Origin of the sequence: Polyangium sp. y55x31, assembly GCF_029946505.1 — a bacterium.
GTDB lineage: Bacteria > Myxococcota_A > Polyangia > Polyangiales > Polyangiaceae > Polyangium.
This window is the reverse complement of record NZ_JARZHG010000037.1, coordinates 1-14,540: the sequence shown is the minus strand read 5'-3', so window position 1 is coordinate 14,540 and position 14,540 is coordinate 1. Positions and strand designations below refer to the sequence as shown.

Sequence of the window (14,540 nt, the reverse complement as noted above, 5' to 3'; positions counted from 1 at the left end):
TGGTTTCCTCGGATGTCGGCTCGGAAAAACGCGGGAAGTTCAGATCTCGTAATCGGGCACGAAGACGCGCACCCTGCGCGGGGAGACGTGGACGATGTCGCCCGATTTCAGACCGAGCTCGGCGAAACGCTCGGGCGTGAGCTCGACGTTGATCAATTGATTCGAGTCGAGCGCGCGGAGCTCCACCTTGGTCCGCGATCCCGTCGGATTCACGTGCAGGACCTTCGCCGCGAGGCTGCCTGCCTCCGTGGGAGTCGGCTCGACTTCGAGCTCGTGCGGCCGCACGTACACGGCGGCGTCGCGCCCCTCGGGGTGTTGATAATCGGGGTAAGCCACCGAGAGGCCCGAGACGACGGCGCGGCCGCGCTCGACGCGTCCGTGGAACACATTGACGTTGCCGAGGAAGTCCATGACGAACGCATTCGCGGGGCGCTCGAACACCTCGGCCGGCGTGCCGACCTGCTCGATGCGGCCTTCGTTCATGATCACCACGTGATCGGCGACCTCGAAGGCCTCTTCCTGGTCGTGCGTGACGAAGACGCTCGTGACCTGGATCTCCTCGTGGAGCTTGCGCAGCCATTGCCGGAGCTCCGTTCGCACCTTCGCGTCGAGCGCGCCGAACGGCTCGTCGAGCAAAAGGACGTTCGGCCGCGCCGCGAGCGCGCGGGCGAGCGCGACGCGTTGCCTTTGCCCGCCGGAGAGCTGCGCCGGATAGCGTGATCCCAGGCCTTCGAGGCGAATCAACTTGAGGAGCTCGTCGACGCGGGTTTGTCGCTCCTGCTTCGACACCCCGCGCACGCGCAGGCCGTATCCGATGTTCTCGGCGATCGTCATGTGCCGGAACAGGGCATAATGCTGGAAGACGAAGCCCACTTTTCGATCTCGGGCCTCGTAGTCGGTGATGTTCTCGTCGTGGTGCAGGACCGTGCCGCGGTCGGCGACCTCGAGTCCCGCGATGATCCGCAAAAGCGTGGTTTTTCCCGAGCCGGACGGGCCGAGAAGGGCGAGGAGCGAGCCGCTCGGGACGTCGAGGCTCACTTCGTCGAGGGCCCGGAAGCTGCCGAAGTTCTTGGATACGCCCTGGATGCGGATGCTCATGGATGCGCTCCCGTGCGGCGGCCCTGTTCGGATTGCGGGATGCGATCTTCGAGCTTGCGCTTGACGACGAGCGTCAAGATCGCGAGCAGCGTCAGCACGGACGCGACCGCGAACGAACCCGGCATGTTGTATTCCTGGAACAGCTTTTCGATCCGGAGCGGCATGGTATCCGTCTCGCCGGCAATGTGCCCGGAGACCACGTACACCGCGCCGAACTCGCCCATCGCGCGGGCGTTGCACAGAATGATGCCGTACACGAGCCCCCATTTCACGTTCGGCACCGTGACGTGCCAGAACATCTGCCAGCCATTCGCCCCGAGGCTCAGCGCCGCGAGCTCCTCGTCCGCGCCGATCGCGTTCATCACGGGGATGAGCTCGCGCGCCACGAAAGGAAAGGTCACGAATGCGGTGGCCAGGACGAGCCCCGGCGTGGCGAAGATGATCTTGAGGCTTTTGTTCGCAGGCCAAACCTCGAAGGCCTGCTGCCCGAGGACGAGGAGCACGAAGACCGTGGCGAAAACGAACGCCAGGCCGAGGGGAGGTGTTTTCCAGAGGCCACGTCGCGCGCGCGGGTGGCTCGGCCGAAAGACGAAATAAGCGACGGCGAGGAGGAGGACGAGGAGGGCCGCGACGAGGTACGGCATGATCGCATACCCGTCGCGGCGCAGGAAGGCCCCGAAATATCCTTGCAGGCCGAAGATCAATACGAACATCAGGCCGGCGACGACGGGGGAGACCGAAAACGGCAGGTCGATCAGGGCCGTCAGCAAGGTGCGTCCCGGGAAGGAAAATCGCGCGATCGCCCAGGCCGCCGCGACGCCAAAGACCACGTTCGCCGTCACCGCGATGGGGACGACGGTGAGCGTCAGGCCAATCGCGTGACGCGTGTCCGGATCGTCGACGAGGTTTTTCCAGTAAACAGCGGCGCCCTCGGCCAGCGCCCCCGCGAATACGTTCGCCACGGGAAGGACGATGAGGACCCCAACGACGGCGACCGCGAGCCCGGTGAGGCTCCACCGCAGCCACGCGGGATCCTGCTGCGCCCGCCGGATCTTCGTCGCCGCGCTCTTCGCGCGCGGCGCGTCTCGGACCTCCGCCGTCTCAACGGTCATGGCGCCGGCTCCAGCTCTCCAGGAAGTTGATCACGAGCAGCATCGAGAACGAAATGACGAGCAGCACGACCGCAATGGCCGTCGCCTCGCCATACGCGAACTCCTCCAGGCGCGCGACGATCAAGATCGGAGCAATCTCCGTCTTGAAAGGCATGTTCCCCGAGATGAAGACGACCGAGCCGTACTCGCCGATGGAGCGAGCGAACGCCAGGGCAAACCCCGTGATCAATGCCGGAAACAGCGTCGGAAGAATCACGAACGCGAACGTTTGCCAGCGCGTCGCCCCCAGCGAGGACGAGGCTTCTTCGGCCTCCGGATCGATGTCTGCGAGGACGGGCTGCACGGTCCGCACCACGAAAGGCAATCCGACGAAGACCAGGACGAGCACGATCCCGAGCCGCGTATACGCCCCGCGGATCCCGAGGGGGACGAGAAATCGGCCGAGCCAGCCATTTTCCACGTACAGGCTCGCATACACGAGGCCACCCACCGCGGTCGGCAGCGCCAGCGGCAGGTCGACGAGCGCGTCGATGATACGTTTGCCCGGGAACGTGTAACGCGTGAGCACCCAGGCGATGAGCCCGCCGAGAAGGACGTTCACGAGCGCGGCGACGAACGAGGTCCCGAAGGTCAGGAGATAGGCGGCGCGCGCGCGCTCGGTCCATACCGCGCCCCAGAAATCGTGCAGCGAGAGCGACCCGGCCTTGACGAAGACGGCCGTGATCGGCAGGAGCACGAGCAGGCCCAGGTAAAAGACCGTATACCCCAGGGTCAGGGAGAAACCCGGGAGCACTTTGCGGTTCACGCTCGCCATCCGCGGCTACTTCTTCGGGCTGTAGATGGTATCGAAGACGCCGCCTTCGCCGATGAACTGCTTGTGCGCGTCGGGGAAGTCCCGGGCGATCTCGGTGATGGCGAAGAGCCGGATCTCCGGGAAGACATCGGCGTGTTTCTTCAGGATGGCCTCGTTCGTCGGCCGGTAGAAATGCTTCGCGGCGATCTCCTGGCCTTCGTCGGTGTACGCGAATTTGAGATAGGCCTCCGCGACCTGACGGGTGTTCTTGCGGTCGACGTTGCCGTCGACGATGGCCACGTGGGGCTCGGCGCGGATGCTGATGGGCGGATACACGAGCTCGAGCTCGCCCTTGGCTTCACGCACTTCGAGGTGGGCTTCGTTTTCCCACGCCAGGTGGACGTCGCCGAGCTTCTTCTGGACGAACGTGGTGGTCGCGCCGCGCGCGCCCGAATCGAGGACGGGGACCTGTTTGTAGAGTTGCGTCACGTACTTGATCGCGTCGTCGCGCGAGCCGCCGCGCAAGACCACCGAGCCCCACGCGCTGAAGAAGGAGAGGTAGCCGTTGCCCGAGGTTTTCGGGTTCGGCGTGATCACCTCGACGCCCGGCTTGACGAGGTCCGGCCAATCCTTGATTGCCTTCGGATTGCCCTTGCGCACCACGAAGACGACCGTGGACGTGTACGGCAAGGAGCGCGAAGGGAACGCGTCGACCCAGTTCGGCTGAAGGAGACCCTTTTTGCTGATCGCGTCGGTATCGAGGAAGGAGGCGAGCGTGACGACGTCCGCTTCGAGCCCGTCGATGACGGCGCGCGCCTGCGTGCTGGATCCGCCGTGGGATTGCTTGATGGTGACCTTCGTGCCCGATTCTTTCTCGTAGGCGGCGACGAACTTCTCGTTCAAGTCCCGCCAGAGCTCCCGGGTCGGGTCGTACGAGACGTTCAGGAGCTCGACCTCCTTGGCCGCGCCCCCGGATCCGGATCCTGACTTGCCGCAGGCCAAGAGCCCGAGCGCGCCCACGATCAAGGCGGTGATCGCCGCGCGTCGGCCCGCCCTCCCACCAGTCGGATTGTACGCCACGATGACGAGCATATGTCCGCTATAACGGATGTGTCCAGTAAAATTTGCTTGATGTCCGTCATGGCGGATGATATTGTGTGGTGTGGGACACTGTGTGAGTGGCGCCATCGATTGACGTGTGCTCGTGACCCGGGTATTCGGGGGGAATGCCGACGCGAAACGAAAAACTCGCCGCCTCGCTGGTCGTCCTCCTGGTGCTCGCTGGTTGCGGCGGCGGAGACGGAGGCGGAAGCGGTGGCGTAGGCGGAAGCGGAGGCGCAGGCGGCAGCGGAGGCGTAGGCGGCAGTGGCGGCAGTGGCGGCGCAGGCGGCAGCGGAGGCAGTGGCGGCGCAGGCGGCAGCGGAGGCAGTGGTGGCGCAGGCGGCAGCTCCGTGAGCCCCGAGCCGCCGGCGGAGCTCATTCATTACGTGACGGGCAACGACGCGGACGCCGACGTGACCCCCGCGGGGCCGGGCCTCATCCTGATGGGCGGCTCGACGGACGTGGATGCCGCCTTCACCTGGTGGAAACCACGCATCGCGGGCGGAGACATCGTCGTGATCCGCACCTCCGGCGCCGATGGATACAACGAGTATCTGCAAGATCTCTCCGCCTCGGATTCGGTCGAGACGATGCTCGTCACGAGCAAGGCGCTCGCGAACAGCGACTACGTGAAATGGCGTGTCGAGCACGCGGAAGGCGTCTTCCTGGCCGGCGGAGATCAGGCCGATTACGTGAACTTCTGGCGGGGCACGGCCCTCGCCTCCGCGATCGCCTCGGTCTGGCAGCGCGGAGGTGTCATCGGCGGCACGAGCGCGGGCTGCGCGGTGCTCGGCGAGTTCGTCTTCGCGGCCTTCGAGGGCTCCGTGTACTCGGACGAGGCCCTGCTCGATCCCTACAACGTCTACATGACGATCGAGCGTGACTTTTTCGCCTTCCCGCCGCTCGCCGGATTCATCACGGACACCCATTTCGTCCCCCGCGATCGCATGGGCCGCCTCGTCGGCTTCCTCGGGCGGATCCTCACGGACGGATGGGCCCCGAATGCGAAAGGAATCGGCGTCGACGAAGAGACCGCGGTCGTGATCGACGCCACGGGCAAGGGAGAAGTGATCGGGGCGGGGAAAGCGTATCTCGTGGTGGCCAATGAGAAACCCGCCACCTGCGAGGCCGGAAAGCCGCTCGTGTATTCGGGTTTGTCGTACCACCGGCTCGCGGCCGGCGACACGCTGGAATTTCCGTCGGGCACGACGAGCGTGCCCGCCGAGCCCCTCAGCGCCGCGAACGGCGTGACGAGCCCGGCGAACCCGTATTGATTCGGATCAGGGCAGCGCCTTGAACTGGTTGATCATCTTCGTCCAGACGGCGGGCGTGACACCGACCTCGAGGTGGCCGTAAGGCACGCCTTCCTGCTTCGACTTCGCCGTCTTGTTCGCGCTGGTCCAGCCCTGCGTGAGCTGATCCCGCGCCGCGACGCTGACGTCGAAGAGCACGCCGTCGCCCTTGGGATCACAGGTCGGGCAGGCCATGCCGTCGATCTCGAAGACCTGCCCGCTCGCGCCGCCCGAGGTGCCGTGCAGCACGTAGAGGTAATCGAGGCTGGTGCTGAGGCCGCGCGCCTTCAGCCGGTCGATGAGGTTGCCGCCCATCTCCATGACGGCCTTGATGCCGATGCCGTCCATCAGCTTGTACTGCGCATAGCCGAGCGAATACGACTCCGCCGTGAGGCTGTCGTAATAGAGGTGCTTGGCGCGGCAAGCGGTCGCGGGGTCGTACGCGGTGGCGCGGCAGGTCGTGTGCCCGGCGTCATCCATGATCCAGCCGGCGCCGCCGAAGACGTTCGCCGGGTTGTAGTTCGTCTTGATGGCGATCCAGTCGCGCCACTTCGTCTCGTCCGTGTCGAGCGTGGACCAGTCGTAGCTGATCGGGTCGTCCTGCCGGTTCGGCAGCGGGTAATACGGGCGCAGATCGTAGGCGACCTGCATCTGGCCGAGGTAGGCCGAGACGAGCTTGCCCTTGTCGTCGACCGAGCCCCACATGGCCAGGTTGTACTTGTCGAACGAGTAGCCCGTGGCCGAGGCGCCTTGCTCGGTGTTCAGCGTCTTCAGCGACTTCGGCGCGAGGGGCAGGCCGGTCGCGTCGAGGCCCGTGATGTTCGACGTGTAGATGCGGCGCCAGTAATCGAGCCACGTGCCGCCGCGGTTCTCGCAGACCGAGTAGGCATACGGGTTCGGGAAGATGTCGTTCGGCGAGTCCGCATAGCCCCACGTCACGCATTGCACGGCGGACATGTAGCTCCACGTGACGGGCCCCTGGCCGAGCGGCGCGTTCTCCGCCGTGCTGTAGATGAGCAGCGGGTTGAACGGGTGGCGGAAGTTCAGGTCGATGCCGAGGTGCGGGCCGGAGAGCGCGACGTAGGTGCGCACGTCCTTGCGGAAGTTCGGTACTCCCTTCGATTGGAGCGCCGCGAGCTGCTCGAAATACTTCGGGCCCCAGTCGGTCCAGAGCGCGGGGCTCGACATGTAGAGGTCCGCCGCGACGACGCCCTTGCTCCAGGCGACGAGGTTGACCTTCGGCTGGCCCGTGAGCGAGCGGATGCGCGAGAGCGCGTTCGCGATGTGAATGGCCTGGTTGAAGTTGTCGCCGTGGAAGTTGCCGAACGTCGTGGCGTATGTGCAGAACCCTTCCGCCTCGAGGGCCTGCACGAAGCCCGTCGCCTGCGTCATGCCGGGGTAGAGCTTGCCCGTGCCGTCGTTGCCGCTCGGCCGGAGCCAGACGTTCGCGTTTTGCATCGCGCCGTGCACGAGCAGCACCGGGGATTTCGTCTTGTCACACTGATCGAGCGCGGTTTTCGGTCCGTAATGCAGGAGCACGAAGCGCGCTTCGGGGCGCGTGGGCCCCTTGTCCGGACAAGCGGTGGCCGAGGTCGAGCCGACGGTGCCGGCGCAGGTGTTCTTGTAAAAGAGGTTGAACCCGTCGACGAGCTGCTGGTTCAAGGCGCCGAAGTAGGTGCGCAGCGGATAGGTGGAGTCCTCGAACGTGTCCTGCCACCGCCCCTTCGCCGTGCGCAGGTTGTAGCCCTCGGTGCGGAACTTCTGCCGACCTTGGAGGAGCTCGATCTTGCCCCAGGACCAGCTCGGGGGCGTGATGGATCCGACGACCCCGTAGCTCTGCGAGAACGTCGTGGTCGCGGGGGGATCGAAATAGGCCTCGTAATCGGAGATGAACGTGATCGCGGAGGAGACGTCGGCGGTTTCTTCGTCGTCCAGCGCGACATCGTCGACGGGCGACACCACGCAGCCCATGGCGGAGAGAGCCGCGAAGAGGGCCGTGAGCGCAAGGGAACGACGGGGAAGCGAAGATTGCAGCATGGAAACCTCCTGGGCAGCGCCCGCCAGGGAACCCGGGTTGTGCGACCGCAGCAAGTGCGGGCCGTCCATGCCTATCGGTGATGCGAGGGGTTTTCAAGCATCGTTCGAACCGGAAGGTCCGTTTGATGCTGCGCCTGCGAAAAGTGTCGGGAGGGAAGGAATTGCCGCACTGCAAAACAACGCCCAGCGTGCGTGCTGCGATGCAGCATGGAGCGGCGCGTCGTCAGGCGCGGATCTTCTTCGCCATTTCGGCGACGCGCTTGCCGAGGTACTTCGCGTGGGCGATGTCGTGCTCGGTGGGCGCGCCGTTCGCCGTGACGGAGGGGCCGTAAGGGTTGCCGCCGGACGCGAACACGAGCGGATCGGTGTAGCCCGGCGTCACGATGACGCCGCCCCAGTGGTAGAACGTGTTGTAAAGCGCGAGCAACGTCGACTCCTGCCCGCCGTTCACGTTCTGCGCCGAGGTGAAGCCCGCATACACCTTGTTCGCGAGTTTGCCCTGGAACCAGAGCCCGCCCGACGTGTCGATGAACGCCTTCAACTGCGCCGCCACGTTGCCGAAGCGCGTGGGCGTGCCGATGACGACGGCGTCGGCCCAGTCGAGGTCCTCGAGCGAGGCCTTGGGCTCATCCTTCGTCTTGTCGACGAACGCGCGCCACGCGGGGTTTCGGTCGATGGCCGCGTCCGGCGCGGTCTCGGCGACGAGGCGGAGGCGCACCTCGGCACCCGCCGCGCTCGCGCCCTCGCCCACGGCATTCGCCATGGCGTGGTTGGTCCCCGTCGACGAATAATAGATGATCGCTACGTTGGGCATGGTGGCTATCTACTCTGTCCAGTCGGATGGTCGGGGGTTCGGGGGCGTAGCTCGGCTTGTCCGAGCGTAGCCCCCGAGCATAGAAGCGCGCGTACGGTATCACGCGAGGTCGAAGAGGAGCACCTCTCCTTTTCCGTGACCGGTGAAGACGAGCTCTTTCTCCGAGCTCACGGTCGCGCCGTCGCCCGCGTGGAGCACGGTTTCGCCGAGCTTCACTTCACCCTTCGCGACGTGCACGTAGGCGTGCCTGCCGTCTGCGAGCACGTGGCGCGCCTCTTCGCCGTCGGAGAGGAGCGCGGCATACACGCTCGCGTCCTGGTGAATCGTGACGCTGCCGTCGCGACCGTCGCGGGAGGCGATGAGGCGAAGCCGGCCCTGTTTGTCCGCGTCCGAGAAGTTCTTCTGCTCGTAACCCGGCGTGATCCCGCGCGCCTCCGGCACGATCCAGATCTGCAGGAAATGGACGCGGTCCTTGCGCGAGCCGTTGAACTCGCTGTGCGTGACGCCCGTGCCCGCGGTCATGCGCTGCACGTCGCCCGGCCGGATGACCGAGCCGTTGCCCATCGAGTCCCTGTGCTCGAGCGCGCCGTCGAGCACGTACGAGAGGATCTCCATGTCGCGGTGCGGATGCGTGCCGAAGCCCTGGGCCGGCGAGACGCGATCCTCGTTGATGACCCGGAGCGACCGGAAGCCCATGTGGGCCGGATCGTAATAGTTGGCGAACGAGAACGTGTGGTACGAGTCGAGCCAGCCGTGGTTTCCGTGTCCGCGGTCTTCCGAGCGTCGCAGCGTGATCATCGTGGTCTCCTTCGGTCCCCGGCTTCGTGCGGGGCGCTGTCCGTTCGCCCATCGAGCGTTGCACGACCCGGGCCAAGCCTCGGCAGAGGCTTTTTCGGCCGGAAACGCGAGGTCGGCTCCCCCGTGGCTCTCAAAATGATAGACTCGGGGCTCTCAAGATGAAAACCACGGGCATGCGGGCCGCCGATCTGCGGCTCTCGGATCTGTTCTCGTTCAGCCCGAAGGGCGGCGTCATGCGCTTCGCGGGCGAGCGCGTGCTCCTCTTCGACGCCGTGGCGCTCGGGCTCTTGCGCAAGCAGCTCATCGAGAGCTTCGGCTACCACGCGGCGCGCGCGGTGCTGACGCGCTTCGGCTACGGCCACGGCTGGCGGACGGCGGAGGCGCTGCGCGAGGAGATCCCCTGGGCGGACGAGCGTGAATGGCGCATCGCGGGCGGGCGGCTGCACCGGCTCTGGGGGCTCGTGACGTTCGAACCGGTCGAGCCCGCGGGGCGCCGCGGGCCCGAGCCGTTCGCCGACGCGATATGGCACGACTCGTACGAGGCCGAGCAACATCTCTTGCACCTCGGGCAGGCGACGGAGCCGGTGTGCTGGACGCTCGCGGGATTCGCGAGCGGATACCTGAGCCGCGTCAATGGTCGGCCCATCTTCGCCCTGGAGGAGTCGTGCCGCGGGAAAGGCGACGCCGTTTGCCGGATGATCGGGCGGAGCCGCGAGGAATGGGGCGAGGCGATCGAGCCGCACCTCGCGTTTTACGAGACAGACTGCCTCGACGCGTCGCTCCGGCACGTGCAGCGAGCGTTGCGGCGGGCCGAGACGAGGCTGCTCCGCGCCGAGCGGCTGCTCGCGGCCGGCGACGACGAGCCCGAGGTGCCGGGGCTCGTGGCGCGGAGCGAGGCCATGCGGGGCGTGGTCGCGATGGCCCGGCGGGTCGCGCGGACGAACGCGACGGTGCTCTTGCTCGGCGAGAGCGGGGTGGGCAAGGAGCGGATCGCGCGGCTCGTGCACGACGCGTCGCCGCGGGTGGGCGGGCCGATGGTGGCGATCAACTGCGCGGCGGTGCCGGAGAGCCTGCTCGAGAGCGAGCTCTTCGGGCACGCGAAAGGCGCGTTCAGCGGGGCCGTGACGGAGCGTGCCGGGCTCTTCGAGGCGGCGCGGGGCGGGACGTTGTTCCTCGACGAGGTGGGCGAGATCCCGCTCGCCATGCAGGCGAAATTGCTGCGGGTGCTCGAGGAGCGCGAGGTGCGGCGGGTGGGCGAGAATCGGACGCGTCCGATCGACGTGCGGATCGTGGCAGCGACGCACCGGGACCTCGCGGCCGCCGTGGCGCAGGGGCGTTTCCGGCAGGATCTCTATTTTCGGCTGCGGGTCGTGGAGATCGCGATCCCGCCGCTCCGGGAGAGGCCGGACGACATCCTGCCGATCGCGCGGCGGCAGCTCTCGGAGGCGGCGGCGCGGGAAGGGGAGGCGCCGAAGGAGATCGGCAAAGCGGCGTGCCGCGCGCTTTACGAGCACGCCTGGCCGGGCAACGTGCGCGAGCTCGTCAATGCGATGGAGCGGGCGCGGATCCTGTCGGAGGGGCCGACGATCGAAGTGGTCGATCTGCCGCCCGAGATCGGGGGCACGGCGGCGGCCATCCCGAGCGGAAAAGGTTTTTCGCCGCGGCCGCTCGCCGAGGTCGAGCGGGAGCACATCCTCGCGACGCTCGCGGCCGAAGGAGGCAATCGCAAGGAGGCCGCGGCGAAGCTCGGGATCGGCGTGGCGACCCTGTATCGAAAGCTGAAAGAGTACGCCGAAGGCTAGCCGTCACTGGCAAGCGCCGCCGACGAGCTCCGCGCCGATGCATCGTCCACTCGCGCAATCGGCGTTCGCGTAACAATCGACGCCCGGCCCGCCGAGCGCGCAGACGTTCGCCACGCACGCGCCGCCGAGGCAATCGGTGTCCTGCAGGCACGCCTTGCCTTGCCGGCACGGATGGCAGGCGTCGCCGCCGCAATCGATATCGGTCTCGTCGCCGTTTTTGATGCAATCGCCGCAGCTCGGGCCCGCTTCGCCCTCCTCGCCGCACGTGACGCGCCCGTCCGCCGGCGCGCAGAGCTGCCGGGCCGAGCAGAAATGGCTCACGCAATCCGACTCGACCCCGCACGCGGCGCCGTCCTGGCACGCCGGGCACGAGGCGCCGCCGCAATCGACGTCGGCCTCGTCTCCGTCCTGCACGCCATTGCTACACGGCTCGGCGCCGCCTTCGCCGCCTTCACCGCCCCCGCCGGTGTCATCCTCTTCCTTCGCCCCGGCGCCGTTGTTGCCGCTGCTGTCCGCGTTCGCCGGATCCTTCCAGGCCTCGATGCCGAGGAGGTCGGCGCAGCCGGTCACGGACAGAAGCAAACCCAATCCCGCTGCTGTGAGAAAAATGGAACGCATGTTCAGTAGTCTACCGAGCGGAGGCAACACGCCGCAAGGTGACTCGCAGCGGTCGGATCAAAAATTTCCGATGAGAAGCGCCCCGCCCCCGGTGTGATCGGCCCAGGGCGCCACTTCGTAGTGGAAACCCGTCCGCGACGCGGGTTTGGGTACCTCGGCGCGCTCGGGGAGCAAGGCGAGCACGAGCGCCGTCACCGCGCCCGCCGCGCCAATCCCGAAGGCGACGTTCGCTACCGTGGCCGACCGGAGCGCGTCCTCGCGGAGCTCGCGCCCGCGCTCGCAGGAGGCCGCCGTCGTGCAGGACGCCTCGATCGAGACCGACGCGGCGTTCCGGCTCCCGGCCGAGAGCGCGAAGGCACCCGCGACGGCGAGGCCCGTGAATCCCACCCCGCCGGCCACGATCGCGCCCACCTTGCGCGGACCGAGGCCCTTGGAGGTCGAAAGGTTGGAGGTCCCAGGATCCAGCCGTGCCGGATCTTTCTTTGGAGGGTCGACGGGCGCGGGGCGGTTCCCGTCGGGGATCTCGACCTCGGCGACCTTGCGCGGCTGCGCCGTCACCGTGGCCCGGAACTCGGGCCGGCCGGAGAGGCGCGCGACGATCTCGTACGTGCCCGGATCGATGGGCAACGCGACCCCGAGCTCGTCCGGCGAGAGACGGACGCCGTTGCGGAAGACGGTGATCCCCTCGGCGCCCTTCGGCAGCCGAACGAGCAAGCGCGGCAGCTCCGGTTCGAGCGCGCTCGCGCGCTGCCGGGCGAACGCGCCGCGCTCGTCGTTCACGGCCTCCGCGCGCCGCGCCGTCTCGCCGTACTCGCGCCACGCGGTCGCGGTGCGGCCCTCCTGCTCGTGGCAAGCCGCGAGCAGGCCGAGCGTGCCGATGGCCGGATCGAGCGCGTCGCTCTGCGCGAGCTTCGTGCAAGCCTCGACGAACGCGCCTTGCTCGAGCAGGCGCTTGCCGTCCTGGAAGAGGGTTTCCGCAAGCGTCGCGGCGGCGGTCGGATCCGCGGGCGACGTGAGCGGGGGTTCGTCGTCCGCGCGGGCCGCGGCGGGCACGAGGGCGAGGAGCGACGCGGCGACGAGGACGAGCCTATTTGCGCTTGCCACCGAAAATCCCCACGGTTTGCTTGATGGTTTGTGTTTGCTTCGAGGTCTTCGTCGTCGCGGGCGGAGCCTTCGAGGTCTTCGCCGTGCTCGTCGTCGCCGCGGGCGACGCCGCGGAGGCGAGCGGCGCCGTGGCTGCTGCCGGCGACGGCGCGGGCGGCGTCGTCGGCTCGGGCGCGCGCGCCGCGGGCGTGGCCTCGGGCGGGGTCGTCGTGGCCTCGGGCGAGGCTGCATGTTGCGTGAGCACGAAGAGCGAGACGACGAGCGCGGTGGCGACGAGGCCGGAGGCCACGAACAGCGCCGCGCGTTTTTTCCGGCCGCGGACGTCGTTGCCGACATCGACGGAGCTCGTGAGGCCCGCATGCGTGTGGGCGAGTGCGCGCGGGAGCGTGACCGCATCGTCCGTGGGCACGCGCGAGGGGCGCGGCGGCGCGGCGGTCTCGACGCTCGCCAGGCCCGCGAGCATGTGGACGATCCGCGTGGCCCGCGCGCTCGCCTCGGGGCCGCCGAAGGGCGCGATCGCCTCGGCGAACGCGCCGAGGTCCGGGAACCGCTCGTGCGGCCGCTTCGCCAGGGCGCGCAGGATCGCCTCTTCGAGCCGCGCGGGCACCTCGGGGCGTTTTTCGCGCACGCGCGGCGGCGGCTGCGTGGCGATGACGACGATGAGCTGCGTGACGCTCTCGGCCTCGTAGGGCGGGGCGCCCGCGAGCATCTCGTACAGAATCATCCCGAGCGCGTGCTGATCGCTGCGCGCGTCGACGTTCTTCGTCGACTGGATCTGCTCGGGGGACATGTACTGCGGGGTCCCGAAGACCGCGTCGGTCCCGGTGATCGAGGCGCTCTGTCCGGGCGCTTCTTTCGAGAGGCCGAAGTCGAGCACCTTGAGCACGCGCGGGCGGAGCGGGCGCTCGGCGAGAAACAGGTTTGCCGGCTTGAGATCCCGGTGCACGAGGCCCTGCGCGTGCGCGGCCGCGATGCCCTCGCAGGCCTCGAGCGCGAGGTCGACCGCCTCGGCGACGGGGAGTTTTTCGCGGCGCCTGAGCTCGGCTTCGAGGTCGTGCCCGTAAAGCCGCTCCATCACGAGGTACGGCACGCCCGTCTCGGTCTGTCCGACATCGCTCACGCGCGCGATGTGCTCGGACGGCAAGGTCGCGGCGATGCGCGCTTCGCGGAGGAAGCGCGTCACGACGTCCGCGGAGAGCACGAGCGACGGGTTCAGGAGCTTGATGGCGACGGTCTGGCCGAGCGCAAGGTGGGTGGCTTCGAGGACCACACCCATCCCGCCGCTGCCGAGCTCTTGCTCGACGCGGTACTTGCCCAGCAAGATGGTCCCGGGCAGCGGCGCCTCCATCATACCCATCGCGGACGCTATCACGGCTCGTGTCCGGCTGAAACACGGTCGTTTCGTGTATGCGCCGGGACGGAAGCGTCGGAAATTCGTCACCCGCGCGTGGATGTCCGCGGACGAACCGTTGCATTTTGCGACGCACGGGGAGTCGTCGTCGACGGAGGATCGAAGGGGCGGACGAAAAGGAGGTGTCTCCGATTTCCGACGTCGGTTGGTTCGTGGACAAAGGGCCGAATCCGTGTTTCATGGTTTGACATGCCGAGTCGAGCGTATCGCACCACGATGGGCCTCCTGGTTTCCTCCGCCTGGCTCAGCCTCGCGGCATTTCACGCGGTTTCGTGCGCGGAAGGGGGAGAGGTCGGCGTGACGGGCACGGCCGGCGCGAGCGGATCGCCCAGCGGGAGCGGCGGCGGAGGCGGCGACGCGGGCAGCGGCGGGATCGGGGGCGACGGCGGTTCCGCGGGCATGGGCGGCGCAGGGGGGACCGGCGGCGCGGGTGGCGGCGCGGGCATGGGCGGAGCCGGTGGCGAAAGTGGAGCCGGCGGGGGAGGCGGAGCCGGCGGCGTGGGCGGCACAGGGGGCGCGGGCGGCGCTGGCGGCGCGGGAGGCGCTGGCGGCGCTGGAGG

13 protein-coding genes are annotated in these 14,540 nt (G+C 68.0%); 3 read left to right on the top strand and 10 right to left on the bottom strand.

The window, feature by feature from the left end; all coding sequences use genetic code 11:
• Window positions 1-39: 39 nt before the first annotated feature.
• From QHF84_RS39880 to QHF84_RS39865, 4 genes are read right to left on the bottom strand one after another with little or no spacing between them, the layout of a single operon-like run.
• Window positions 40-1,098: a sulfate/molybdate ABC transporter ATP-binding protein gene (locus QHF84_RS39880; RefSeq protein ID WP_281318809.1), complete on the bottom strand. Its 1,059-nt coding sequence runs from the start codon at window positions 1,096-1,098 to the stop codon at window positions 40-42.
• Window positions 1,095-2,210, bottom strand: a complete 1,116-nt coding sequence (locus tag QHF84_RS39875; protein WP_281318808.1) for an ABC transporter permease subunit — start codon at window positions 2,208-2,210, stop codon at window positions 1,095-1,097. Before QHF84_RS39875 ends, QHF84_RS39880 begins: the two co-directional genes overlap by 4 nt.
• Complete coding sequence (gene cysT / locus QHF84_RS39870) at window positions 2,200-3,024, bottom strand: sulfate ABC transporter permease subunit CysT (protein WP_348652917.1); 825 nt, start codon at window positions 3,022-3,024, stop codon at window positions 2,200-2,202. The genes QHF84_RS39875 and cysT overlap by 11 nt, the downstream gene beginning before the upstream one ends.
• Before the next feature lie 6 nt (window positions 3,025-3,030).
• Window positions 3,031-4,095, bottom strand: a complete 1,065-nt coding sequence (locus QHF84_RS39865) for a sulfate ABC transporter substrate-binding protein (protein WP_281318806.1) — start codon at window positions 4,093-4,095, stop codon at window positions 3,031-3,033.
• Between the two features lie 134 nt (window positions 4,096-4,229).
• Here QHF84_RS39865 and QHF84_RS39860 point away from each other — a divergent pair, with 134 nt between their 5' ends.
• Complete coding sequence (locus QHF84_RS39860; protein ID WP_281318805.1) at window positions 4,230-5,378, top strand: cyanophycinase; 1,149 nt, start codon at window positions 4,230-4,232, stop codon at window positions 5,376-5,378.
• Between the two features lie 6 nt (window positions 5,379-5,384).
• On the opposite strand, the gene QHF84_RS39855 is transcribed toward QHF84_RS39860, so the two are convergent.
• The 3 genes from QHF84_RS39855 to QHF84_RS39845 form a co-directional block, all read right to left on the bottom strand.
• The gene (locus QHF84_RS39855) at window positions 5,385-7,433 is read right to left on the bottom strand and encodes a hypothetical protein (protein WP_281318804.1); all 2,049 of its coding nucleotides are present in this window, start codon (window positions 7,431-7,433) and stop codon (window positions 5,385-5,387) included.
• A 223-nt stretch (window positions 7,434-7,656) separates the two neighbouring features.
• On the bottom strand, window positions 7,657-8,247 hold the full coding sequence (gene wrbA / locus QHF84_RS39850) for an NAD(P)H:quinone oxidoreductase (protein ID WP_281318803.1): 591 nt from the start codon (window positions 8,245-8,247) through the stop codon (window positions 7,657-7,659).
• 99 nt (window positions 8,248-8,346) lie between these two features.
• Window positions 8,347-9,045, bottom strand: a complete 699-nt coding sequence (locus QHF84_RS39845) for a pirin family protein (protein ID WP_281318802.1) — start codon at window positions 9,043-9,045, stop codon at window positions 8,347-8,349.
• Window positions 9,046-9,218: 173 nt separating this feature from the next.
• Between QHF84_RS39845 and QHF84_RS39840 the strand changes: the two genes are divergently transcribed.
• Window positions 9,219-10,847, top strand: a complete 1,629-nt coding sequence (locus QHF84_RS39840) for a sigma-54-dependent Fis family transcriptional regulator (protein WP_348652919.1) — start codon at window positions 9,219-9,221, stop codon at window positions 10,845-10,847.
• A gap of 3 nt (window positions 10,848-10,850) precedes the next feature.
• On the opposite strand, the gene QHF84_RS39835 is transcribed toward QHF84_RS39840, so the two are convergent.
• From QHF84_RS39835 to QHF84_RS39825, 3 genes are read right to left on the bottom strand one after another with little or no spacing between them, the layout of a single operon-like run.
• Complete coding sequence (locus QHF84_RS39835) at window positions 10,851-11,465, bottom strand: hypothetical protein (RefSeq protein WP_281318800.1); 615 nt, start codon at window positions 11,463-11,465, stop codon at window positions 10,851-10,853.
• 57 nt (window positions 11,466-11,522) lie between these two features.
• Window positions 11,523-12,569 (bottom strand): hypothetical protein, encoded by a 1,047-nt coding sequence (locus QHF84_RS39830; RefSeq protein WP_281318799.1) that lies wholly within the window; start codon window positions 12,567-12,569, stop codon window positions 11,523-11,525.
• Window positions 12,553-13,926, bottom strand: a complete 1,374-nt coding sequence (locus QHF84_RS39825; protein WP_281318798.1) for a serine/threonine-protein kinase — start codon at window positions 13,924-13,926, stop codon at window positions 12,553-12,555. Before QHF84_RS39825 ends, QHF84_RS39830 begins: the two co-directional genes overlap by 17 nt.
• 243 nt (window positions 13,927-14,169) lie before the next feature.
• On the opposite strand from QHF84_RS39825, the gene QHF84_RS39820 reads away from it, so the two are divergent.
• Window positions 14,170-14,540, top strand: a 371-nt coding sequence (locus tag QHF84_RS39820) for a hypothetical protein (RefSeq protein ID WP_281318797.1), incomplete at its 3' end; no start/stop codon positions are given.

What these genes read in the sequence shown, in the direction of transcription:
- QHF84_RS39880 (WP_281318809.1), bottom strand. Translation starts at nt 1,098, where the DNA reads ATGAGCATCCGCATCCAGGGCGTATCCAAGAACTTCGGCAGCTTCCGG.
- QHF84_RS39875 (WP_281318808.1), bottom strand. Translation starts at nt 2,210, where the DNA reads ATGACCGTTGAGACGGCGGAGGTCCGAGACGCGCCGCGCGCGAAGAGC.
- cysT (WP_348652917.1), bottom strand. Translation starts at nt 3,024, where the DNA reads ATGGCGAGCGTGAACCGCAAAGTGCTCCCGGGTTTCTCCCTGACCCTG.
- QHF84_RS39865 (WP_281318806.1), bottom strand. Translation starts at nt 4,095, where the DNA reads ATGCTCGTCATCGTGGCGTACAATCCGACTGGTGGGAGGGCGGGCCGA.
- QHF84_RS39860 (WP_281318805.1), top strand. Translation starts at nt 4,230, where the DNA reads ATGCCGACGCGAAACGAAAAACTCGCCGCCTCGCTGGTCGTCCTCCTG.
- QHF84_RS39855 (WP_281318804.1), bottom strand. Translation starts at nt 7,433, where the DNA reads ATGCTGCAATCTTCGCTTCCCCGTCGTTCCCTTGCGCTCACGGCCCTC.
- wrbA (WP_281318803.1), bottom strand. Translation starts at nt 8,247, where the DNA reads ATGCCCAACGTAGCGATCATCTATTATTCGTCGACGGGGACCAACCAC.
- QHF84_RS39845 (WP_281318802.1), bottom strand. Translation starts at nt 9,045, where the DNA reads ATGATCACGCTGCGACGCTCGGAAGACCGCGGACACGGAAACCACGGC.
- QHF84_RS39840 (WP_348652919.1), top strand. Translation starts at nt 9,219, where the DNA reads ATGCGGGCCGCCGATCTGCGGCTCTCGGATCTGTTCTCGTTCAGCCCG.
- QHF84_RS39835 (WP_281318800.1), bottom strand. Translation starts at nt 11,465, where the DNA reads ATGCGTTCCATTTTTCTCACAGCAGCGGGATTGGGTTTGCTTCTGTCC.
- QHF84_RS39825 (WP_281318798.1), bottom strand. Translation starts at nt 13,926, where the DNA reads ATGGGTATGATGGAGGCGCCGCTGCCCGGGACCATCTTGCTGGGCAAG.